The sequence below is a fragment of the Streptosporangium canum genome, assembly GCF_900113865.1.
GTDB classification, from domain to species: domain Bacteria; phylum Actinomycetota; class Actinomycetes; order Streptosporangiales; family Streptosporangiaceae; genus Streptosporangium; species Streptosporangium canum.
Map to the genome: position 1 here is coordinate 327,169 of NZ_FOQY01000002.1, position 20,335 is coordinate 347,503.

Sequence of the window (20,335 nt, forward strand, 5' to 3'; positions counted from 1 at the left end):
GACGAACGCGGGCGGAGGGCCCGGAGGTTTCCGGCCCGTCACGGGCGAGGCGCCCGGCGCTCCCGCCGCTCTTGGAGTTCTTCCGCGCTCACCGGGATGAGCATCGGCTGCCCGGCCACACCGAACATCGTGATGACGAACACGGTCTCGGCATCCGGGAGGTTGTTGCCGTCCTGGTAGTGGATGACGTCGCCGCCCGGCTCCCAGAACGTCTCTCCGGCCCTGACGACCCGCTGCGGTTCGCCTTCCAGCTCGAAGATCATCTCGCCTCTGATCACGTACCCGAACGCGGGACCGGTGTGGCGGTGCGGCGGGGAGCCCTCGCTGCCCGGCGGCACGGTGACCAGGATCGTCATCGCCTCGGCGTTGTCGGGCACCGGCGGCGCCGGCACCGATGAGACGAGCTCCACCTTCGGCGGCGGTGTGGTCGCGTCGGGGTTGTCGAGGTGGTGCGAATGTTCGATGCCCATGGGTGCCTTCATCCTCCGCGGTCGTTTTTTCGTTGTGACGAGGTCGCCGCGCCCGCGGGCGGATCGCCGGTACTCCATGCCGGTGCGGGGGCGGCGTGCGCGCTACTTCAGCCAGTCGGTGTAGTGGGTGGGGGCGATGCGGGCGCCGTACTTGGCGGTGAGGACGTCGCCGTGGACGGCGGCGAACATGCCGGCGGTGTCGTCGGTGGTCACCGAGCGCCTGTCGCCCTTGGCGGTGAGGGTGAGCCGGCCCAGTTCGTCCAGCGGGTAGGTGTCGGGCCCGGCCAGGTCGAGGGTGCCGCCCAGGGGCGGTCCGGCCGCGACGTCGGTGACGGTGGCCGCGACGTCCGCCGCGGCGACCGGCTGCAGGGGGGTGCGGGGCAGCCGGACGGTGTCGTCGTCGGCGGTCCAGGACAGGACGTCGTCGACGAACTCCATGAACTGGGTGGCGCGGACGATGGAGTAGGGGACGGGGCCGGCCTTGAGGATGTCTTCCTGGAGGGTCTTGGCGCGGTAGTAGTCGAGCTCGGGCACCCGGTCGGCGCCGACGATGGACAGGATGACGAAGTGCCCGGCGCCCGACCGCCGGGCCGCGGCCAGAAGGTTGTCCATCGAGGTCCGGAAGAAGGCGGGGGAGGCGTCGTCGAAGGTCGGGGAGTTGGTGAGGTTGACGACCACGTCGGCGCCGGCCAGTGCCGCGTCCACGCCCTGACCGGTGAGCACGTCGACCCCGGTGGACAGCGAATGCGGCACCGCTTCGTGTCCGGCCGCGTTCAGGTTCTGTACGACCTGTGAGCCGATCAGCCCGGTACCGCCGATGACTGCGAACTTCATGGCATGTCCTGCCTTCTGTGACCCCGGCGCGCCGGCCGGCGTCGGCACCTGGCTGGACGCGGGCGAGGCGCAGGCCCGCCTGCCCCTGATCCGCCACGTCGCCCCGGCCTCCCGCCGGGTACCTACCCCTCGCCGCCGGGGAGCGGCGCCAAGGCGCCCGCAAGAGGTTCCCAAATCTCTTCGACCGGCTCGACGCCCTGAGGCCGGAGCGGCCCCGGGCGATGACGGCGGCCGGCGTGAGCGAGACCGCGTTGACGGCGTGGGATCGTGATCCCGGCCACCAGCATGGGGACGAGTGAGGCGACGGCGGCGACCGTCAGGCCGAACACCGACGCGGTGATCAGCCGGCCGATCTCGGCGCCCAGGACGTCAAACATGGGACGGCCCGCTCACCAGGGCGAGGAACACCTCTCCCACAGCCCCAGCCCGGCCGGCAGGTCCTTGGCGCGGTCGGCGACCCGGGCCTTGCGCAGGCCCTTGAGCCAGCCGAAGTGCATCAGGTTCTGCCAGGCGGACAGGCTCCAGTAGACATTGCGCGAGCCTTCCAGCACGGCTCCGAACTGCGCCATCGCGGCCGAACGCTGCCGGGCCACGTCGAAGCCGCCCAACCGGACCTGGCCGGAGGTGGGGGTCAGCAATCCGGCCGGCATCTTGATGGTCGTGGTCTTGCCCGCGCCGTTCGGTCCCGGGAAGCCGAACACCGATCCGGTGGGAACGCGCAGCGACACCTCGTCGACCGCCCGCGCCTGCGCCGTGCCGTACACCTTCGTCAACGCTTCGATTTCGATCGTGTCATCTCCTCGATACGGGGAACCCCGGCCCCGGGTCGCGGGGCCGGGGACAGGTGGTCAGAGCTCGTCGAGAACCTCGATGTCCTCCGCGGTGACCTCGCGGGCCACGGCGAACGCCGCGGCGGCCGCGGCGGTGCCGGGCGCCGCCTGGCGGGCCGCCTGCAGGCTGGCGGCACAGTCCCAGCGCCAGACGCCGACCCACGTCTCGTCGTCGAGCCGGCCGAGGCGCGCCTCGGTGAGGCCGGGCTGGTCGGCCCTGATCGCGGTGACCAGGGCGGCGTGCCGGGCCCGGACCTGGTCGGCGTCGGCGGGATCGGCCTGGAAGCGGGTGACGCTGATGGTCGACATGACTGGACCTTCTCTCTAGAGTTGACTTCTAGCAACTGAAGCTAGAGATAGACTCTAACCATGACTGATGTCAAGCGGACGAACAAGCGGGCACAGAAGGCGCAGGAGACGCGCCGGCGCATCCTGGCGGCGGCACTGGAGCTGTTCGTGCGGGACGGATACGGCGCGACGAACCTTCAGGACGTCGCCGACAAGGCCGGGGTCGCGGTGCAGACCATCTACTTCGTCTTCGGCAACAAGCGTGCCCTGCTGAAGGAGCTGGTCGACGTCACTATCGCGGGCGACGACGAGCCGGTGGCCACGATGGACCGGCCGTGGTACACTGCGGCGCTGGCCGCCGACACCGCCCAGGACATGGTGCGCGCCTACGTCACCGGCACGACCTCCGTCCTGGAGCGCGTCGCACCGATCGGCAAAGTCCTGGAGGGAGCGGTCGCGAGCGACCCCGAGGTCGCCGCCCTGTGGCCGGACGACGTCAATCCGCGCTACGTCGTCCAGCGAGAAGCCGCCGAAGCGCTGGTCGGCAAGCCGGGCGCACGGGCGCGACTGTCGGCGGAGGAGGCGGCCGATCTGCTGTACGGCCTGCTCAGCCCCGAGCTGTACATGCTGTTCGTGCAGGAGCGGGGCTGGCCACGTGAGCGCTGGGAGCGGTGGGCCGGCGAGACCCTTCACGCCCAGCTCTGTTCGGGCTAGGTCTGCCGGCGGCCGTACCTGACCCCAGTTATTGATCTACATCGTAAAGGCGCCCGGCTGGTTCCAAGATCATTTACAGAGGACTGAAGACTCTGTCACCCGCAAAGAAGGCCGGAGGTCACGCTGCGTGATCCCCGGGCCGTCCGGCGGTCGGGTCGCGGGGTCGAGGAGCCCGGGAACAGTCGTTGGCGATGAGAATGATCTTGAGCGGAATGTGGCGTCCGGTACTCCATTTCTTCCTCCAGTGGGTCTGGCGCGAGGACCGCTTCGTCCGCAGGCAACGGTGTCCCTTCAAGAGCCCGGGCTTCGCTCTCCTGACACCCGAGGACGGCGAACCGGCGCCGCTTTCGCTGGACGAGGGGGGGTGTCTTCGATGCCTGCGTCCTCGGCGCGGACGTCTACGGCGTCCGCCGGAACGGGGTCGTCTTCCGTCTCGACGGGGACTCGTGGTCGCCGGTGGCCGACCCGCTGCCCGGCATGGACGACTTCTGGGTCGACCGGCTGTCCCTCGTGGCGGCCGATCACGAGAACGGCCGCCTGGTGGCCGTCGCCCATAAAGCGTTCAGCGTCCTCTGCGCATGTAGGCGCGGAGCGACAGCGGGACGAAGATCACCAGCAGTGCGGCCGACCAGAGCAGGACGGCGGTTACCGGATGCGCGAGTGGCCAGGTCACGTTTCCGGACGGGGCGCCCGGGTTGCCGAACAGCTCCCGTGAGGCGGCGGTGAGCGCGCTCACCGGGTTCCAGTCGGCCAGGAGGCGCAGCCAGCCCGGCATGCCGTCGGTCGGGACGAACGCGTTCGACAGCATCGTGAACGGCAGGCCCAGGGGCACCATCGCGTCGGCGGCCTGGTCGTTCTTCACGGCCAGGCCCACGTAGACGCCCACCCAGCTCAGCGCGTACCGCAGCACGATCATCAGCAGGAACGCCTGGGTGGTGGGGATCAGGCCGCGGTGCGGCTGCCAGCCCACCAGCAGGCCCGTGCCCACCATGATGGCCAGCATCGGCAGGCCGGTCAGCAGGTCGGCGCCGGTCTGCCCGAACGGCACCGCCAGGCGCGCCGTCGGCATGGAGCGGAACCGGTCCATCACGCCGCGGGAGGCGTCGGTGGCCATCCGCGTCATGACCCCCAGCCATGCGGAGAAGGTCACCATCGCGAACAGGCCGGGCATGAGGTACTCGCGGTAGTCGCCGCCGTCCGGCACCTGGATCGCGCTGCCGAGGACGTACCCGAACAGCACCACCATGATGACCGGGAAGACCAGCGTGGCGACGATCTGTCCGGGCTCTTGCCGCAGCCGGCTCAGTTCGCGGCCGACCAGGGTCAGTCCGTCGGTGAGCGTCCAGCGCAGGCGGCTCAGTGGTGAGGTGAGGACGGTCATCGCGCGGTCTCCTCCTTGCGGTCGGTGAGGCGCAGGAACACCTCGTCGAGGGTGGGGCGGCGCAGGCTCGCGTCGGCGGCGGCGACTGCGGCGCGGTCGAGTTCGCGCACGATGTCGGCGAGCCGGAGGCGGCCGCCGGGTAGGGCGACGCTGAGCCGGTCGGTGTCGGTCGTGGTGGGGTCGTTGCCGGTGAGGGTGTTCAGGACGGTCATCGCCGCAGGCAGTGTGGCGGGGTCTTCGAGGGTGACGTCGAGGCGGTCGCCGATCGTGGCTTTCAGCTCGTCGGGAGTGCCGGTGGCGATCACCTGCCCGTGGTCGACGACGGCGATGTCGTCGGCCAGTTGGTCGGCCTCGTCCAGGTATTGCGTGGTGAGCACTACCGTGGTGCCGTCCGCCACGAGGTCGCGGATGCTGTGCCAGATCTCGCCGCGGCTGCGCGGGTCCAGGCCGGTGGTGGGTTCGTCCAGGAAGAGCACCTGGGGGCGCAGGATGAGGCAGGTGATCAGGTCGAGGCGGCGGCGCATGCCGCCGGAGTAGCCGAGAACCGGCCGGTCGGCGGCGTCCATCAGGCCGAAGCGTTCCAGTAGTTCGTCGGCCCGCCGGTGTGCGTGGTGGCGGGGCAGGTGGGACAGGCGTGCGAACATGCGCAGGTTGCCGCGGCCGGTGAGCTTTTCGTCCACGGCGGCGGACTGGCCCGCGAGTCCGATTCTGGCGCGTACCTGGTCGGCTTCGCGGAGTCGGCGCACCGGGAGGGGCGGGACGGGCCCGTAGTCGACCATCCGGGAGGGCCTCAAGAGCGAAGTAGGCGCACAAGCCACGCCTGAACGCCTACCGAAACGGCGTGGCGGCGGCCCGTGCCTGGTCGTGGGTGGAGTCCGGGGCCGGCCGATGCCGGGGTGTTCCCCGGCGGGGGAGTCGCCTCAGGAGGCGATCGGGGTGCGGGGGCGCAGGGCTCCCGCCGAGGCCGCCATGAAGGCGGCGAGGAGAGCGGGGATGGCCAGGGCGCCGGGCAGGCCGATGATCTCGGCGGCGCCGCCGATGATGGCGGGGCCTGCGACGAGTCCGGCGTAGCCGACGGTGGCGACTTGGGCGATGGCCTGTCCCGCGCGGGCGGGGTCGTGGTTTGCGGCGGCGGAGAAGACCTGGGGGACGATGGTGGCCAGGCCCAGGCCGAACAGGGCGAAGCCGGCGATGGCGATGGGGACCCGGCCGATGAGCAGTGCGATGGACAGGCCCAGGGCGGCCAGGAGTCCGCAGTAGCGGACCAGGCGGACGGGGCCCAGGCGCTGGGCGAGGTGGTCTCCGGCGAAGCGGCCGGCGGTCATGGCGGCGGAGAAGACGGCGAAGCCGAGGGCGGCGACGCTCTGGGGGGCGCCGAGGTCTTCGAAGAGGTAGACGGCGGTCCAGTCGACGGCGGCGCCTTCGCCGACGAGGCCGGCGAAGGCGACGACGCCCATGAGGACGATCCAGCTGGACCAGCGGGGGCGGGCGGGGGTGGTGGTGGTGGCCGGTGCGGCGGGCCGGGTGGGCAGCAGGTGGCGTCTGGCGTGCAGGCAGATGAGGGCCAGGGGGAGGCCGGTGGCGGCGAGGGTGGTCGCGGCGCTGAGGCCGAGCCAGGCGGACAGGCCGCCGATGCCCGCGCCGATGAGGCCGCCGACGCTGAACACGCCGTGGAAGGAGGACATGATGGGGCGGCCGTAGGCGCGTTCGACTTCGGCGCCGTGGGCGTTCATGGAGACGTCGAGGCAGGCGTTGATGAGGCCGTACAGGAAGAGGGTGGCGATGAGCAGGGGGAGGGTGGGGGCGTAGCCGGGGGGGATGACGGCGAGGGCGGTGGCGATGCCGGCGGGGGTGAGGACGCGGGCGCTGCCGAAGTGGTCGGTGAGGCGTCCGGCGAAGCGCATGCCGACGACGAGGCCGGCGGCTACGGCCAGGAGGCCGTAGCTGAGCTGTCCGTCGCTGAGGCCGAGGTCGTGTTTGACGGCGGGGATGCGGGCGGCCCAGGCGCCGGAGACGGTGCCCAGGAGGATGAAGAAGAAGGACACGGCTCGGCGGGCGTTGGCGGCCTGCCGGGGCGTGGTGTCGCTCATGAGCGCCCCCGGGGGTTTTCGGCTCAGGGGCGTATTCAATCATGGGCGGGGCCGCTGGGTGGAGGGTGGCCGCTGGGCGGTGGTCCGGTGTGCCCGGGGGGCTGCCGTGCCGTTTTCAGGTGGTTTTTTCGGTGGAGAGGGTGAGGGCGGCGGCTTGGATCTTGTCCATGACGTTGGAGAGGTCGTGGAGGGTGGGGGTGTCGAGGCAGTGCAGGAGGCGGCGGAAGTCGGCGAGGCCGGCGTCGGCGATCTGTTCGGTGAGGGTGCGGCCGGCGGGGGTGAGTTCGACGCGGCGGATGCGGCGGTCGTGGGGGTCTTCGCGGCGGGTGACGAGGCCGTGGCCGACGAGGCGGTCGACGATGCCGGTGACGGTGCCGAGGCCGACGCCGAGGTGGTGGGCGAGGTCCTGGCCGGAGGCGGAGTCCTGGAAGGACAGGAGCATGACGACCTTGAGCTGGCGCATGGTGAGGTTGGAGTCGAACAGGGGGGAGGGGGGGCGGTCTTGGGCGAAGAGTCGTGCCAGGTCGTGCTGGAGTTCGCCGATCCGGTGGATCAGTCGGTCGCGTTCGTCGTTCACACTCACCTCTCGCTTCCTGAGAAGGTTATCAGGATGGCAAGGCAGCGTTAAATATTCGTGTGAGGCGAAGTGTTAGTGTGGGCGAAACTTATTGTGACGTCCCCCTAGGAGTCCGCCCCCATGACCGCCTTGGCCAGGTTGAGCCTTGCCAACCGCAGCCTTGTCATAATGATCGCGGTCGTGTTGAGCGCGTTCGGCGCCTTCGCGATCCCGTCGCTGAAACAACAGCTTCTGCCTTCGCTTTCGTTCCCGGGCGCGTTCGTGGTCGCCCCTTACATGGGCGCCTCTCCCGAGATCGTGGAGGAGCAGGTCACCAAGCCGATCGAGGACAGTTTCCAGGGCATCGAGGGGGTCACCGAGGTCACCTCCACCTCCCAGGAGGGGATGTCGCAGGTTCAGGTGGCCTTCGAGTACGGCACCGACATCGACGCGGCGGTGGCGAAGATGCAGCAGGCGGTGTCGCGGATCGGCGCCCAGCTGCCCGACGGGGTGGACCCGCAGGTCCTGGCGGGCGGCACCGACGACATTCCGGTGCTGGTGCTGGCGGTGGGGACCGGCGGTGACGAGCGGGCCATGGCCGACAAGCTCCAGCGGATCATGGTGCCGGAGCTTCAGGGCATCGACGGCGTCCGTGAGGCCGTGGTGACCGGCGCCCGGGACGAGACCGTGGTGATCACTGCGGATGTCAAGAAGCTCGCCGCGCGCGGGCTGGCGCCGACGGCGGTGACCGATGCGCTGCGCGCCAACGGGCAGCCGGTTCCGGCGGGCAGTCTGGTGCAGGACAAGGCGTCGCTGACGGTTCAGGTGGGCAGCCGGATCACTTCGATCGAGGATCTGAAGAACCTCTATCTGATCCCGGCGGTTGCGGCTCAGGCCCAGCAGCAGGCGCAGGCTCAGGCGCAGGCGCAGCAGGCCGCTCAGCAGGGGCGTCAGGCGCCGGGGCAGGGCAGTGCGGCCGCGGCCCAGCAGCGGGCCCGGCAGGCGCAGCTTCCGGTCGCGGCGCCCAAGCCGGTGAAGCTGGGTGAGGTGGCCGAGGTCGAGCGTTCGCTGGCTGACAGCACCTCGCTGACGCGCACCAACGGTGAGCCGAGCCTGGGGGTGTCGGTGACGATGACGCCCGACGGCAACGCGGTGGCGATCTCTCATGCGGTCAATGACAAGAAGGCCGAGCTGGTCCGGGCGATCGGCGATTCGGCGCAGGTGACGGTGGTCTTCGACCAGGCGCCGTATGTGGAGCGTTCGATCGAGGATCTGACCACCGAGGGCCTGCTGGGTCTGGTCTTCGCGGTGCTGGTCATCTTGGTCTTCTTGTTGTCGGTGCGTTCGACGCTGGTGACGGCGGTGTCGATCCCGCTGTCGGTGGTCATCGCGCTGATCGCTCTGTGGCTGGGTGACTACTCGCTCAACATGCTCACGCTGGGGGCGTTGACGATCGCGGTCGGGCGGGTGGTGGACGACTCGATCGTGGTGTTGGAGAACATCAAGCGGCATCTGGGCTACGGCGAGGCCAAGCGTGCGGCGGTGCTGGCGGGTGTGCGTGAGGTGAGCGGGGCGGTGACGGCCTCGACGCTGACCACGGTGGCGGTGTTCCTGCCGATCGCGGTGGTCGGTGGCATGGTGGGGCAGTTGTTCGCGCCGTTCGCGATCACGGTGACGGTGGCGTTGCTGGCTTCGTTGCTGGTGTCGCTGACGGTGATCCCGGTGCTGGCCTACTGGTTTTTGAAGGCGCCGGTGCTCAGTGCCGAGCGGGCGCGTGCGGTGCGTGAGGAGGCTGAGGCCAAGGAGCTGCGCAGTCCGTTGCAGCGTGCCTATATGCCGGTGTTGCGCTTTGCGACCAGGCGGCGGCTGGTCACCGTCCTGGTCGGTGTTGTGATCTTCGTGGGGACGATGGGCCTGGCCGGTCGGCTGGAGACCAACTTCCTGGACTCTTCGGGGCAGAACACGCTGTCGGTGACGCAGAAGATGCCTGCCGGCACCGATTTGGCCACCACGGACGCGGCGGCCAAGAAGGTGGAGGAGGTGCTGGGCTCTCTGGAGGAGGTGGAGGGCTACCAGGTCAATGTGGGTGCCGGCGGCGGGTTCATGGGGGCGACGGGTGGTGGCGGTGATCGTGCCTCTTATTCGGTGACGGTCGCCGAGGGCGCCGACACCGCGGCGCTGGAGAGCGCGCTGCGTGATCGGCTGAAGGCGCTGGCCGATGTCGGCGAGGTCACCGTCGGCGGCGGGCAGGGGGGGCCGGGCGGTGGTTCGGCCAACCAGCTGCAGGTGATCGTCCAGGGGCCGGACACCGCGACGTTGCAGAGCGCGGCCGAGGCGGTGCGTGGTGCGATGGCGGGTCTTGAGGGGCTGCGGGATGTCTCCTCCAACCTGCAGGCCAGTGGCCGGCGGGTGGAGGTCCAGGTGGACCGGCGCAAGGCGGCGGCCAAGGGGCTGACCGAGGCGCAGATCGCGCAGGTGGTCGCCCAGCGGTTCCGTGGCGCGCCGCTGGGTCAGATCACCTTGGACGGGCGGGCCAGTGATCTGGTTGTGCGGGTCGATGAGGCGCCGGAGGATCTGAAGGCGATCGGTGCGCTGAAGCTGCCGTCGGCCGCCGGCGAGGTCGAGTTGTCGGATGTGGCGAAGGTGGCCAGGGTCGACGGGCCGACGCAGGTGACGCGGATCGACGGTGAGCGCAGTGCGACGGTGTCGGGTACGGCCACCGGCAGCGACCTGGGCAGTGTCACCGCGGCGCTGACGGCGAAGCTGGAGGGGGTGTCGTTGCCGGCGGGGGCGAAGTACACCGTCGGTGGTGTCAGCGCCGACCAGGAGGAGGCCTTCGGGCAGCTGGGGCTGGCGATGCTGGCGGCCATCGCGATCGTCTTCATGATCATGGTGGCGACGTTCCGTAGTTTCGTGCAGCCGCTGGTGCTGCTGGTGTCGGTGCCGTTCGCGGCGACCGGCGCGATCGGGCTGCTGCTGGCCACGGGGACGCCGCTGGGTGTTCCGGCGCTGATCGGCATGCTGATGCTGATCGGCATCGTGGTGACCAACGCCATCGTGCTGATCGATCTGATCAACCAGTATCGGGAGCAGGGGATGGGCGTGGTGGAGGCGGTGATCGAGGGGGGCCGGCGGCGTCTGCGGCCGATCCTGATGACCGCGGTGGCGACGATCTTCGCGTTGATCCCGATGGCGCTGGGCCTGACCGGGTCGGGTGGGTTCATCTCCCAGCCGCTGGCGATCGTGGTGATCGGCGGTCTGTTGTCGTCGACGCTGTTGACGCTGGTGCTGGTGCCGACGCTGTATGTGATGCTGGAGCGGACCAAGGAGCGGTTCGGCCGCGGGTCCAGGCCCGGCAGGCACGAGGCCGAGGTGAAGGTCTACGACGCCGACGAGCTGGCTTCGGCCCGGTAGGCGCCCGTTCGCGGGTGAGGTGTGCCGGTCGCCGTACGGTGGGGTTCGCACCGTACGGCGACCGGCTGTTTCGTGGTGCTCGTGCCGAGGCGGGGGCGGGTCCCCCTGGGGTGGGCGGTGTGGCGCCGTAGCGGCTCTGGCCGCCCGCTTGGGCTTGTGCCTGGTCGGACTGCCTGGGGTGGGCGGTTGAGTCTGTGCTGGCGATGCCTGAGCGGGGCGCTGGTAACGAGCTGCTGGAGCGTCTGGTGGCCGATGCGCGTTTCGTCGGCTCTGGCCGTCTCCTGCCCGCCCGGGGCGGTGTCGCCTTCTTGCGGACCTGCCCGTGGCTGCCGCTCGGGAGTGGCTCGGCGGCTGCCTCGTATCGCCTGGTTTTCCGGGTTGAGGCGCTGTTCGGGGGAGTAGGGTCTTCGTGATCATGCTGGGCGGGTCTTCGTAAAGATCAGGATGGAATTGTCATGAAGTTAAGGCGCATGGCCGCGGCGGGTTTGATCACGACCGCGACCCTTGCCGGCGGGATGGTGACCGCCGGCCCCGCCTCGGCTGCGAGCTACAACGGCTCCTGCGGCTCGGGTTACTCGGTCAGCCACAGCGTAAGCAGCACGACCGGGACGGTGTTTGTCACCTACAACAGCTCGAACGGCTACAACTGCGCCGTCGCCATCGCCAACCGCAGGTACAGCACGGCGGTGCAGATGAGCGTCTGGATCCGGCTTTCGAGCAATCACCAGAAGTACAAGTCCGAGGACGGCAAGTTCCACTCGTACGCGGGACCCGTCTTCCTGTACGGCAAGAACTCCTGCATCGACTACCGCGGCATGATCGCCGGCGCCGGCGCCGGCGCCAACAAGGTGGCCTGCGGCTGACGCGGCCGCTCACTCGCGCGGCACCGGGGCGGCTGCGCCGGTGTCTCAGCTTCGCCGGTCCGTGCGGCGGCGGCCGCACCGAGGCCGGCCGCCTGTGCCGTTCCCGAGACGAGCATGAGGCCGAAGGTGAAGGGCCACGACGCCGGTGAGCAGGCTTGGGCGTGGTAGGCGCCGGTCCGGGTGGGTCGCGCCGGTCGCCGTACGGTGGGGTTCGCGCCGTGCGGCGACCGGCTGTGCCGTGGTCGCGGGGGCCGGTGCGGCGGGGTTTTCACGGTGCGGCGGGGTTGGGGGTGCCCCTGTGCGGGGCATGGTGGCGGGATCGCAATAGACTGACGCAACGTGACTGCCAAGCCGCGTATCCCCAATGTCCTGGCCGCCCGCTATGCCTCGGCGGAGCTGGCCCGTCTGTGGTCTCCCGAGTACAAGGTGGTGGCCGAGCGCCGCCTGTGGCTGGCGGTGCTGGCCGCGCAGGCGCAGCTGGGGGTGGCCGTCGCCCCGCAGGCGGTGGCCGACTACGACAAGGTCGTCGAGCAGGTGGATCTGGCCTCCATCGCCGAGCGGGAGCGGGTCACCCGTCATGATGTGAAGGCCCGGATCGAGGAGTTCAACGCCCTGGCCGGGCATGAGCATGTGCACAAGGGCATGACGTCGCGGGACCTGACCGAGAACGTCGAGCAGTTGCAGATCCGCGACAGCCTGCTGGTGGTGCGGGATCGGTGTGTGGCGTTGCTGGCGCGGCTGGGCGGGCTGGCGGCTGAGCATTCGGGCACGGTGATGGCGGGCCGGTCGCACAATGTGGCCGCGCAGTCGACCACGCTGGGCAAGCGTTTCGCGTCGGCGGCCGATGAGCTGCTGGTGGCTTTCGCCCGGTTGGAGGAGCTGATCGCGCGTTATCCGCTGCGCGGCATCAAGGGTCCGGTCGGCACCGCTCAGGACATGCTGGATCTGCTGGGGGGCGACCGGGGCAGGCTGGCGGAGCTGGAGGATCGGGTGGCGGGGCATCTGGGGTTCGCCCGGCGCCTGACCAGTGTGGGGCAGGTCTATCCCCGGTCGCTGGATTACGAGGTGGTCACGGCGCTGGTGCAGCTGGCGGCCGCTCCTTCCTCGCTGGCCAAGACGGTCCGGTTGATGGCCGGGCACGAGCTGGTCACCGAGGGGTTCGCCGAGGGGCAGGTGGGCTCTTCGGCGATGCCGCACAAGATGAACACGCGTTCGTGTGAGCGGGTCAACGGGCTGACCGTGGTCTTGCGCGGTTATGCCTCCATGGTGGGGGAGCTGGCGGGCGACCAGTGGAACGAGGGGGATGTGTCGTGTTCGGTGGTGCGGCGGGTGGCGTTGCCGGATGCGTTCTTCGCCTTCGACGGGCTGGTGGAGACGATGCTGACGGTGTTGTCGGAGTTCGGCTCGTTCCCGGCGGTCATCGCCGCTGAGCTGGACCGGTACCTGCCGTTCCTGGCGACGACGAAGATGCTGATGGCCGCGGTGCGGGCCGGTGCGGGCCGGGAGAGCGCCCATGAGCTGATCAAGGAACACGCGGTCGCCTCGGCGCTGGCGATGCGTGAGCGGGGCGCCGGTAACGAGCTGCTGGAGCGTCTGGCGGCCGATGCGCGTTTCCCGCTGGACGCCGCGGCGCTGGCCGAACTGCTGGGGCAGCGGATCGCGTTCACCGGGGCGGCGGCCGAGCAGGTGGAGGCGGTCGTGGCGCGCGTTGGTGAGGTCGTGGCCCGCTACCCGGCCGCGGCCGCCTACGCTCCCGGGGCGATCCTCTGAAGGGGATGGCAACGGTGAAGGGGGTGGAGCTGCGGGCGGCTGAGGAGGTGGCGGCCGCCTGCGATGACGACACGCTGCTGGTGTGGGCGGCTCAGGGGATGCGCGGCGGGGTGCGGGCGTGGGCGCTGGGGGAGGCGGTGGCGGTGGCCAGCCCGGAGCTGAACCGGCGTGATCGCCTGACGGTGCGGGGCGACGCGGCGCAGGTGGCGGCCGTGGTAGGGCTGGCGCTGCCGGAGCTGGGGCCGTCGTATCGGCTGCTGGGGGACCGGGAGCTGATCGTGGAGCTGGGTGAGCGGCTGCCCGGGACCGGGCCGGCGCGGCCGTTTGAGTGGATGGACACCGGCCCAAACGCCGCCCGGGACGCGGGCGGGGCGGGCCCGGGGCGGGTGGGCTGGCTGGAGGGCGCCGACGAGGAGGTGGGCGTCCTGCTGGCCGGGGCGTCGCCGTCGTCGTGGGCGGTTCCCGGCCTGCCGGGGGTGCGCCGCTGGGCGGGGCTGCGCGCGGCGGACGGGGAGCTGGTGGCCACCGCCGCCGACGCCTGGTCGTGCCCGCAGGTCGGGTTCGTCGCCGGGGTGGCCACCGCCGCCGCCCATCGGGGCCGGGGATATGCCCGGCGGGTGTGCCGGTTCGCCTTCGCCGCCCTGGCCGCCGAGCACGGGCGGGTGGCCCTGATGGTCGACACCGACAACCGCGCGGCGATCGGCGTCTATGAGCGGCTGGGCATGCGCGGGCGCCCGGTGGCCGCCGCGACCGTGGGCCAGTAGAGCCGGCGGTCGCGGCGGGCAGGGGGAAAAACCTGATGCGCGGGGCGGTCCCGCCCGGCAAAGTGGACGAAATGATGTCCAGTTTTGTGCCTGGTCTGGAGCTTTCGCGTAACTTCTATGCGCAGGTCGTGCGGCCGATGGTCGCTGAGGTGCCGCACAGCGCGGCGCTGATCGGCGCCGGTTCGGAGGTGCTGGCGTTCGACACCGAACGCTCCACCGACCACGACTGGGGACCCCGGGTGGTGCTGTTCGTCGCACCCGAGACGGCCCGGCAGCTGCGCGCGTCGGTCACCGCCGGCCTGCCCGCCACCTTCGGCGGCTACCCCACCGCGTTCGGCGCCGACCACGGCGTCGAGGTCACCGGAGCCTCCGCCTGGCTGAAGGAGCGGCTCGGCTTCGATCCGCTGGGGCAGTTCGGGGCGCTGGACTGGCTGGCCACCCCCTGGCAGCGGCTGGCGGAGGTCACCCGCGGCGAGGTCTTCCACGACGGCCTGCACGTGCTGGAGCCCGCCCGCAGCGCCCTGCGCTGGTATCCGGACGACCTGTGGCGGTATGTGCTGGCCTGCCAGTGGACACGCCTGGCCCGGCAGGAGGCCTTCCCCGGCCGGTGCGGTGAGGTCGGCGACGATCTCGGCTCGGCCGTGCTGACCGCGAGCCTGGCCCGTGACCTGATGCGGCTGACCCTGCTGATGCGCCGCCGCTACCCGCCCTACGGCAAATGGCTCGGCAGCGCCTTCGCCCGCCTTCCCGGCACCGCCGAGATCGGCCAGGCGCTGTCGGGCGCGCTGGCCGCCGACGGGTGGCGCGAGCGGCAGCGGCATCTGGGCTACGCCTATGAGCGGGTGGCCCAGATGCACAACCGGCTCGGCCTGAGCCGGCCGCTGGAGACCACCACGCGCGGGTTCCACCGGCGGCCCTTGGAGGTCATCGACGGCGGGCGGTTCGCCGACGCGCTCAGCCAGGCCATCGCCGACCCGTGGGTGCGGGCTCTGCCGCCGGTCGGCTCGGTCGACCAGTTCGGCGACTCCACCGACCTGCTCACCTGCCCCGGGCGGTGCCGGGCGGTGACGAGGGCGGTGCTGGAAGGCCGGTGAGGCAAGGCGCCGGGAAAAACGGGGCAGCGCCGCCAGGGGGGCGGTCAGGCCGCGACCGGCTCGCGCCGCTGGGCCAGCATGCGCCGCTCGAACCACAGCGAGGTGAACGGCGGCACCGCGCACGCCAGGCCCAGCACGATCGTGCCCACCCCCCAGCGCGCCGCCCGGGCCGCGGCCAGCACCCCGGCCACGTACAGCACGAACAGCAGGCCGTGGACCGGACCGAAGATCTTCACGCCGAGGTCGCCGGAGTCTGCGATGTATTTGAAGAACATGCCGACGAGTAGTCCCGCCCATGAACACGCCTCGGCGATCGCCACATAACGGAACAGACGCAGTGCGGTCGGCACAGCGGACACCTCTCCTCAGGTCCGGGAACGCCCCCAGCTTAGGGGGCGTGCGGGCCTGTGCGGCCCGGCCGGACGGTGGCGTCGATCACGCTCGGCCCGAAGGCGCCCGCACCGGCCGCTCCGGCCGGCGAAGCCCTCCGCCCGGCACGCACGCGGTGATCAGGCCGACCCCCGCCGCCGCGTGCCCGCGCACCGCGGCCGGCGCCCGGCCTGTCTCGCGCATGGCCTCCATCCCGGCCGCGCTCTTGGTCTCCACCATGCGACACCATCCCGGATGCCAATACATATACCGGCATTGTCGTCGCGGTTGCTAGAGTGCTTTTCATGGTGCGCCCTCCACTGACCCAGCTCGACCACGAACGCGGCCACCGGCTGGGCGCGATCCTGCGCCAGGCGCGGGGCACCCGCAGCATGGCCGAGGTCGCCGCCGCCGCGGGACTGTCGGCCGAGACCCTCCGCAAGATCGAAACCGGCCGGGTCCCGACCCCCGCCTTCTTCACCATCGCCGCCCTCGCCCACACCCTGGGCGTCTCCCTGGACGTCCTGGCCGAGGTCGCCGCCGCCGAACGCGCCGCCTGAGCCCCCACACACCCCACTCACGACAGACCCCCGCGACGGACGCCCTCCGGGCGGCGAGCCGTCAGAGCGGCCCGCCCCAGGCGGACCCGTGAGCCGGCCACCCGGGCGGCGCCACCGAACGGCGCCGCCCGGCCCGGACCACCACACCCCTCACCGGCCGCCGGACGGCCCGCGCAACAGCGGATGAGCCCGCATCGCCACCTCCAGCTCACCGGGCAACTCATCGCGGTAGCGGCCCAACGTCGCCAGATCACTGTGCCCCAGCACCCGCCGGACCGCGTCCATGTCGACCGCGTCGGCCAGCAGATGGGTGGCGGTGGTGTGCCGCAGGCCATGCGGGGTCACCGAACGCCGCCGGTCGGGATCCACCCGCCGCTGCACCCGGTCGATCACCGCCTGCACATCCCCCCGCGCCAGCCGCCTGCCCCGCCACGACAGCAGCAGCGCCTTCTCCGGCGCGTCGGCCCGGCCCCGCTCCAGCAGATAGGCCTCCAGCACACGGGCGACGTCACCCGGCAGCGGCACATCACGCGTCTTGCCGCCCTTGCCGAAGATCCGCCAGTAACGCACCCCGTCGTTGGTGTAGAAATCCTCTACATTCGCCCGTACCAGCTCCGAGACCCGCGGCCCCATCGTCGACAGCAGCAGCACGATCAGCGCGTCGCGCAGCTCGGTACGCTGGTCACGCCGCCGGCCGCGCTGCGCACCCGCCGCACCGTCCACCGGCACGGCCCCCGCACCGCCCGCAACCCCCGCATCACCCTGCGCGCCACCCTGCGCGCCACCCGGGCCGCCGCCGTCGCCACGGTGACCACTGAGATCACGCGCCGCACCGATCAGCCCCTGAGCCTGCTCACGGGTCAGCGCCCGCCGCTCCGGACGCAACCCCCCGCGATCCTTGGCCGTCACCGTCGCCAGCGCCATCGGATTGATCTGCACCCAGCCCGTCAGCGTCGCATGCTTGAACAACGCCGAGACCGACCGGCGAAAACGCGACTGGGAGGAGGCCGACTGCAGCCCGGCACCGGGCTCGGCCCGCCGCCCATCGGGCTTACGCGCGAAAGCCAGCAAAATCGCATCCACATCCTCGCCGGTCAAATCGTCCAGGACCTTCCCCTCACCCGCCAGCCGTACGAACGTGGCCACATCCCGCGCGTAGACCTCCGCCGTCGCCGGCGACAGCGCGCCCGTCAACGTCTTGGCCCGGATCAGCTCCACATAGCGATCGGCCGACTCCTGGACAGTGAGACGATTCAGATCCGCTGGCCGCATGGTTTCAAAGACACCCTTCCTCGAATGTGCCGACCGTAGCGGCCGCCACCGACAACAACCCACCCACCCGCACCGCTACGGGCGCTCACCCGCCTGCCCGCACCGCACTCGGACTCACCCCGCGCACCCGCTTGAAGGCCGCACTGAAACCGAACGCGTCGGCATAGCCCACCTGGCGGGCCGCCGCCGCCACCGTCGTGCCCGGCCGCGCCAGCGACTCGGCCGCCAACGCCATCCGCCACTCCGTCAGATACGCCAGCGGAGGACGGCCCACCAGCGCGGTGAACCTGCGCGCGAACGCCGCCCGCGACATCCCCGCCGCCCCGGCCAGCGACGCCACCGTCCAGCCCGCCGACGGGGCATCGTGGATCATCCGCAGCACCCGCCCGATCCGCGGGTCCTCCAGCGCCGTGTACCAGCCCGGCGCGTCCGCCTCCTGCCGCGCGAACCACGCCCGCACCGTCACCACCAGCAGCATCTCCAGCAGCCGCTCCAGCACCACCTGCCGGCCCGGCGCCACCCCGGCCACCTCCGCGCCCACCAGCTCCAGCACCGGCGCCAGCCGCGCGTCCCCACTCGGCACCACCAGCAGTTCGGGCAGTACGGCCAGCAGCCGCCCCGGCAACTCCCCGCCCACCTGGCAGTCACCGGTCACCAGCAGCGCGCCTCCCCGCGCCCAGCCGCCCGCACCGAGCTCACCCCGGCACTGCTCACCGTGGACGACGAACTGCGGCGGGGTCTGCGGCGAATCGGCGATCACGAACGGCCGCCCGCCACATGCCAGCGCCACATCGCCCGGCCCGAGCGCACGCGCCCGGCCGGCGGCCGGCACCACCCATGCCCGGCCGGCGACCATCGTCGCCAGCGACAGCCGGGCCGGCGCCACGAACCGCAGCGACCACGGGGGACAGGCCGGCGGCCGGCCGAACACCCCGCCCAGCGCCCGGACCCCATCCAGAAGATCACCGATCACATCCACCCGCTCAAAGTAGACGATCACACATGCCGCCGCCCGCAGCGCCTATAGGAAAGTCTCAACAAGGGGCGGCCGGCCCGCGAAAAAGAAAAGGGGGACAGGCAGCCGACCGGCGCACCCCCCACCCAGCCGACACGAAAACAATCACCGGCAACGACCCCGCCGAGCAGGAGAATCTGATTTCATCTGATTTCAGGGGTGACTTCCGACCCCACCCACGGGCTTGGGTTCCACAGGCGGTCGCACCGGCCGACCTCAGGAGGTGGCGCCATGACCACGCCGTTTCACCGGCCCGACAAGCACAGACACGGTCGATGAGGGAAACTCCGGCGCGGCGCCGAACCAACGGCCGCGCAGCGGCATCCAACAAGATCACAGCATCGGAAGGGACTCATGTGATCGTCTGGCTGAACGGCGCCTTCAAGGCAGGCGACCATGTCACCATGGCCGGGCCTTCCCAGAGGCGACCGGGGCCGCGCATGACGCAGGCTGCCCTCGCAGCCGTGAGCGTGTCCCCGGCATGGTGACCCGAAAACGCGCCCCACGCCCTGCACAGCGAATCGACGTGACCCACCTTCCCGAAGACGTCGTGGCACTCATCGACGCCCTCGAACCCGGTGAGAACCTGGTCCTCACGCGTGACGGCGCGCCGATCGCGACGATCTCCAGCACCGTTGACGTGGTCCAAGGCGCCATCGTCGATCGCGACACGCCGCAGGAGGCCGACGACCAACCACCGATCGACTACGACAACGTGACCGTCGTCGCCACCGCGATGAAGCTGTCAAAGGCGGCCCGAATGTCGCTGTCCACCCAACTGGGAGCCGACTACATCGTGCTCGACATGCTCGCGGCCCCCGCAACGACCGATGTGCTGCTGGCACCACCAGGCAGCCCGCAGCTGATCGGCAGTCTCCGATCGATGTTCCCGAAAGCTCGTGTCATCATCACCGAAATCGAGGACCACGAGCTCGGAGTCAACTACCAAGGCCCGATCCGACGCCTGCTCAACGCCGGCGCCGACGCCTACCTGCCCGCGACGAGCGTCCCTCGTCTGGCCAGGCAGCTCGACTACACGCTCACTCATGGGCTTCAACTCACCGGCCAGATCACCACGCCACGAGAGATCGCACCGGCCACGCAACCAACGCAACCACCAGATCCCGAAGATGACTGACCTCCTCGCGGCTGCCTCCTCAGCCCCCACCCGACAGACCCCACGGCGGACGACAGCGAAGAACCGGGCAGGCCCGGCACCCTCACCCCAGCCCACCCGCACCCATCGCCACCGGACAGAAGACAGCAGCCCCCACCCGCGAAAACCCGCAGGAGCGAGAACTCATATGTAGGGGCGGGTGACCGCGACCAGCTCCGCGACGGCGTCAGCGGTCCTGACCAGCAGCGCCGACGGGGGAGTCCGCTCGCGCACATCCTCGGTCCTGATCGCCATCACCGCCGGAGGACTACCCAGATCGCCGTACCGGACGGCGACGGCCTCAGTGATCGCCCCACTGGCATCGGCGACCACCTCCTTGACCGGCCTGCGCGGACCCGAGATGGACAGATAACCGATCAGCGCGGCGAATCGCAGCTCGTCGGCCGTCGACGGCGCCGGACCGCCATCGCGGGCAGGGGAGCCGGGCCGATCCAGCCAGAACACCCCGCCGTGCAGGAACCCCGCATAACAGACCTCGCCATGCTGGAGCGTCCGCACCGTGTCGGCCAGCAACCGCCCGAACTCAGCCAGATCCGCATCCGGCGGCAGATCGGTGGTGACCAGCAGCGGCACTATCAGCGAATCCAGCATCAGCAGCATCCCTCCACGAGTCGGCTCATCGTAGGGGGTGACACCGACAATCTCGGCGCGCACGTCCGCGCCCGGCGCGTCGGGCACCACCGCAGAGCCCACCGGCCCGCCAGAGCGAGCCGGCACAGACACCTCAGGCGGGACACCCGCCATGCCCGGCGGAACACGCCCCCCGGCGCAGCTCACCGCCCAGGGGAGCGCCTTTCCCCCCTTCGGACCCGCCCATCCGAGCGGCCCGCACCCGACCTCACATCCGCCCGCCCTCGGACGTTGACCAGGTATG

At 70.9% G+C, this 20,335-nt stretch carries 22 protein-coding genes; 8 read left to right on the forward strand and 14 right to left on the reverse strand.

The features are described from left to right. Nucleotides 1-38: 38 nt before the first annotated feature. The 5 genes from BM085_RS03730 to BM085_RS03750 form a co-directional block, all read right to left on the reverse strand. Complete coding sequence (locus BM085_RS03730) at nt 39-470, reverse strand: cupin domain-containing protein (RefSeq protein ID WP_177244941.1); 432 nt, start codon at nt 468-470, stop codon at nt 39-41. A gap of 102 nt (nt 471-572) precedes the next feature. Beyond that, the gene (locus tag BM085_RS03735; protein ID WP_093885605.1) at nt 573-1,304 is read right to left on the reverse strand and encodes an SDR family oxidoreductase; all 732 of its coding nucleotides are present in this window, start codon (nt 1,302-1,304) and stop codon (nt 573-575) included. Between the two features lie 122 nt (nt 1,305-1,426). Next, nucleotides 1,427-1,681: a hypothetical protein gene (locus BM085_RS44160; RefSeq protein WP_093885606.1), complete on the reverse strand. Its 255-nt coding sequence runs from the start codon at nt 1,679-1,681 to the stop codon at nt 1,427-1,429. Nucleotides 1,682-1,693: 12 nt separating this feature from the next. Next, on the reverse strand, nt 1,694-2,068 hold the full coding sequence (locus BM085_RS03745) for an ATP-binding cassette domain-containing protein (protein WP_245789124.1): 375 nt from the start codon (nt 2,066-2,068) through the stop codon (nt 1,694-1,696). Between the two features lie 84 nt (nt 2,069-2,152). Continuing rightward, nucleotides 2,153-2,443 carry an antibiotic biosynthesis monooxygenase gene (locus tag BM085_RS03750; protein WP_093885607.1) on the reverse strand — a complete coding sequence of 97 codons (291 nt, stop codon included), beginning with the start codon at nt 2,441-2,443 and terminating at the stop codon, nt 2,153-2,155. 60 nt (nt 2,444-2,503) lie between these two features. On the opposite strand from BM085_RS03750, the gene BM085_RS03755 reads away from it, so the two are divergent. Beyond that, entirely contained in the window at nt 2,504-3,136 is a 633-nt protein-coding gene (locus BM085_RS03755; RefSeq protein WP_093885608.1) for a TetR/AcrR family transcriptional regulator, read from the forward strand. Between the two features lie 562 nt (nt 3,137-3,698). On the opposite strand, the gene BM085_RS03760 is transcribed toward BM085_RS03755, so the two are convergent. From BM085_RS03760 to BM085_RS03775, 4 genes are all read right to left on the reverse strand, one after another. After that, nucleotides 3,699-4,517, reverse strand: coding sequence for an ABC transporter permease (locus BM085_RS03760; RefSeq protein ID WP_093885609.1), 819 nt, complete (start codon nt 4,515-4,517; stop codon nt 3,699-3,701). Continuing rightward, nucleotides 4,514-5,296 carry an ATP-binding cassette domain-containing protein gene (locus tag BM085_RS03765; protein ID WP_281249813.1) on the reverse strand — a complete coding sequence of 261 codons (783 nt, stop codon included), beginning with the start codon at nt 5,294-5,296 and terminating at the stop codon, nt 4,514-4,516. Before BM085_RS03765 ends, BM085_RS03760 begins: the two co-directional genes overlap by 4 nt. A 141-nt stretch (nt 5,297-5,437) precedes the next feature. Further along, complete coding sequence (locus BM085_RS03770) at nt 5,438-6,607, reverse strand: MFS transporter (protein ID WP_093885610.1); 1,170 nt, start codon at nt 6,605-6,607, stop codon at nt 5,438-5,440. A gap of 115 nt (nt 6,608-6,722) precedes the next feature. Then, nucleotides 6,723-7,190, reverse strand: a complete 468-nt coding sequence (locus tag BM085_RS03775; RefSeq protein ID WP_093885611.1) for a MarR family winged helix-turn-helix transcriptional regulator — start codon at nt 7,188-7,190, stop codon at nt 6,723-6,725. Nucleotides 7,191-7,304: 114 nt separating this feature from the next. Between BM085_RS03775 and BM085_RS03780 the strand changes: the two genes are divergently transcribed. The 5 genes from BM085_RS03780 to BM085_RS03800 all read left to right on the forward strand — a co-directional run bounded on the left by BM085_RS03780 (nt 7,305) and on the right by BM085_RS03800 (nt 15,068). Continuing rightward, on the forward strand, nt 7,305-10,577 hold the full coding sequence (locus BM085_RS03780) for an efflux RND transporter permease subunit (protein WP_093885612.1): 3,273 nt from the start codon (nt 7,305-7,307) through the stop codon (nt 10,575-10,577). Between the two features lie 455 nt (nt 10,578-11,032). Continuing rightward, nucleotides 11,033-11,440: a spore-associated protein A gene (locus BM085_RS03785; RefSeq protein WP_143120790.1), complete on the forward strand. Its 408-nt coding sequence runs from the start codon at nt 11,033-11,035 to the stop codon at nt 11,438-11,440. 339 nt (nt 11,441-11,779) lie between these two features. Then, on the forward strand, nt 11,780-13,210 hold the full coding sequence (gene purB / locus BM085_RS03790; protein WP_093885614.1) for an adenylosuccinate lyase: 1,431 nt from the start codon (nt 11,780-11,782) through the stop codon (nt 13,208-13,210). A 5-nt stretch (nt 13,211-13,215) separates the two neighbouring features. Further along, nucleotides 13,216-13,974 carry a GNAT family N-acetyltransferase gene (locus tag BM085_RS03795; protein ID WP_093885615.1) on the forward strand — a complete coding sequence of 253 codons (759 nt, stop codon included), beginning with the start codon at nt 13,216-13,218 and terminating at the stop codon, nt 13,972-13,974. Nucleotides 13,975-14,111: 137 nt separating this feature from the next. After that, nucleotides 14,112-15,068: a DUF4037 domain-containing protein gene (locus BM085_RS03800; RefSeq protein WP_342742846.1), complete on the forward strand. Its 957-nt coding sequence runs from the start codon at nt 14,112-14,114 to the stop codon at nt 15,066-15,068. Between the two features lie 44 nt (nt 15,069-15,112). On the opposite strand, the gene BM085_RS03805 is transcribed toward BM085_RS03800, so the two are convergent. Together BM085_RS03805 and BM085_RS42685 are read right to left on the reverse strand one after the other, a co-directional pair. Continuing rightward, complete coding sequence (locus tag BM085_RS03805; protein WP_093885616.1) at nt 15,113-15,418, reverse strand: DUF3817 domain-containing protein; 306 nt, start codon at nt 15,416-15,418, stop codon at nt 15,113-15,115. 85 nt (nt 15,419-15,503) lie between these two features. Continuing rightward, nucleotides 15,504-15,677, reverse strand: coding sequence for a DUF2776 domain-containing protein (locus tag BM085_RS42685; protein ID WP_143120791.1), 174 nt, complete (start codon nt 15,675-15,677; stop codon nt 15,504-15,506). A gap of 65 nt (nt 15,678-15,742) precedes the next feature. Here BM085_RS42685 and BM085_RS03810 point away from each other — a divergent pair, with 65 nt between their 5' ends. Beyond that, nucleotides 15,743-15,997 carry a helix-turn-helix domain-containing protein gene (locus BM085_RS03810; protein ID WP_031162214.1) on the forward strand — a complete coding sequence of 85 codons (255 nt, stop codon included), beginning with the start codon at nt 15,743-15,745 and terminating at the stop codon, nt 15,995-15,997. Nucleotides 15,998-16,147: 150 nt separating this feature from the next. On the opposite strand, the gene BM085_RS03815 is transcribed toward BM085_RS03810, so the two are convergent. Together BM085_RS03815 and BM085_RS03820 are read right to left on the reverse strand one after the other, a co-directional pair. Next, complete coding sequence (locus tag BM085_RS03815) at nt 16,148-17,269, reverse strand: tyrosine-type recombinase/integrase (protein WP_093885617.1); 1,122 nt, start codon at nt 17,267-17,269, stop codon at nt 16,148-16,150. 85 nt (nt 17,270-17,354) lie between these two features. Then, nucleotides 17,355-18,269 (reverse strand): AraC family transcriptional regulator, encoded by a 915-nt coding sequence (locus tag BM085_RS03820; RefSeq protein WP_245789105.1) that lies wholly within the window; start codon nt 18,267-18,269, stop codon nt 17,355-17,357. 541 nt (nt 18,270-18,810) lie between these two features. Here BM085_RS03820 and BM085_RS03825 point away from each other — a divergent pair. After that, nucleotides 18,811-19,422: a hypothetical protein gene (locus BM085_RS03825; protein ID WP_245789106.1), complete on the forward strand. Its 612-nt coding sequence runs from the start codon at nt 18,811-18,813 to the stop codon at nt 19,420-19,422. A gap of 162 nt (nt 19,423-19,584) precedes the next feature. Here BM085_RS03825 and BM085_RS03830 read toward each other — a convergent pair whose 3' ends face one another. After that, nucleotides 19,585-20,142, reverse strand: coding sequence for a hypothetical protein (locus BM085_RS03830; protein ID WP_245789107.1), 558 nt, complete (start codon nt 20,140-20,142; stop codon nt 19,585-19,587). Between the last annotated feature and the right edge of the window lie 193 nt (nt 20,143-20,335).

Bases quoted from the DNA above. Each gene is read 5' to 3' on its own strand.
- BM085_RS03730 (WP_177244941.1), bottom strand. From the start codon at position 470: ATGGGCATCGAACATTCGCACCACCTCGACAACCCCGACGCGACCACA.
- BM085_RS03800 (WP_342742846.1), top strand. From the start codon at position 14,112: ATGGTCGCTGAGGTGCCGCACAGCGCGGCGCTGATCGGCGCCGGTTCG.
- BM085_RS03770 (WP_093885610.1), bottom strand. From the start codon at position 6,607: ATGAGCGACACCACGCCCCGGCAGGCCGCCAACGCCCGCCGAGCCGTG.
- BM085_RS03765 (WP_281249813.1), bottom strand. From the start codon at position 5,296: ATGGTCGACTACGGGCCCGTCCCGCCCCTCCCGGTGCGCCGACTCCGC.
- BM085_RS03755 (WP_093885608.1), top strand. From the start codon at position 2,504: ATGACTGATGTCAAGCGGACGAACAAGCGGGCACAGAAGGCGCAGGAG.
- BM085_RS03735 (WP_093885605.1), bottom strand. From the start codon at position 1,304: ATGAAGTTCGCAGTCATCGGCGGTACCGGGCTGATCGGCTCACAGGTC.
- BM085_RS03810 (WP_031162214.1), top strand. From the start codon at position 15,743: ATGGTGCGCCCTCCACTGACCCAGCTCGACCACGAACGCGGCCACCGG.
- BM085_RS03760 (WP_093885609.1), bottom strand. From the start codon at position 4,517: ATGACCGTCCTCACCTCACCACTGAGCCGCCTGCGCTGGACGCTCACC.
- BM085_RS03785 (WP_143120790.1), top strand. From the start codon at position 11,033: ATGAAGTTAAGGCGCATGGCCGCGGCGGGTTTGATCACGACCGCGACC.
- BM085_RS44160 (WP_093885606.1), bottom strand. From the start codon at position 1,681: ATGTTTGACGTCCTGGGCGCCGAGATCGGCCGGCTGATCACCGCGTCG.
- BM085_RS03795 (WP_093885615.1), top strand. From the start codon at position 13,216: ATGGCAACGGTGAAGGGGGTGGAGCTGCGGGCGGCTGAGGAGGTGGCG.
- BM085_RS03750 (WP_093885607.1), bottom strand. From the start codon at position 2,443: ATGTCGACCATCAGCGTCACCCGCTTCCAGGCCGATCCCGCCGACGCC.
- BM085_RS42685 (WP_143120791.1), bottom strand. From the start codon at position 15,677: ATGGTGGAGACCAAGAGCGCGGCCGGGATGGAGGCCATGCGCGAGACA.
- BM085_RS03780 (WP_093885612.1), top strand. From the start codon at position 7,305: ATGACCGCCTTGGCCAGGTTGAGCCTTGCCAACCGCAGCCTTGTCATA.
- BM085_RS03815 (WP_093885617.1), bottom strand. From the start codon at position 17,269: ATGCGGCCAGCGGATCTGAATCGTCTCACTGTCCAGGAGTCGGCCGAT.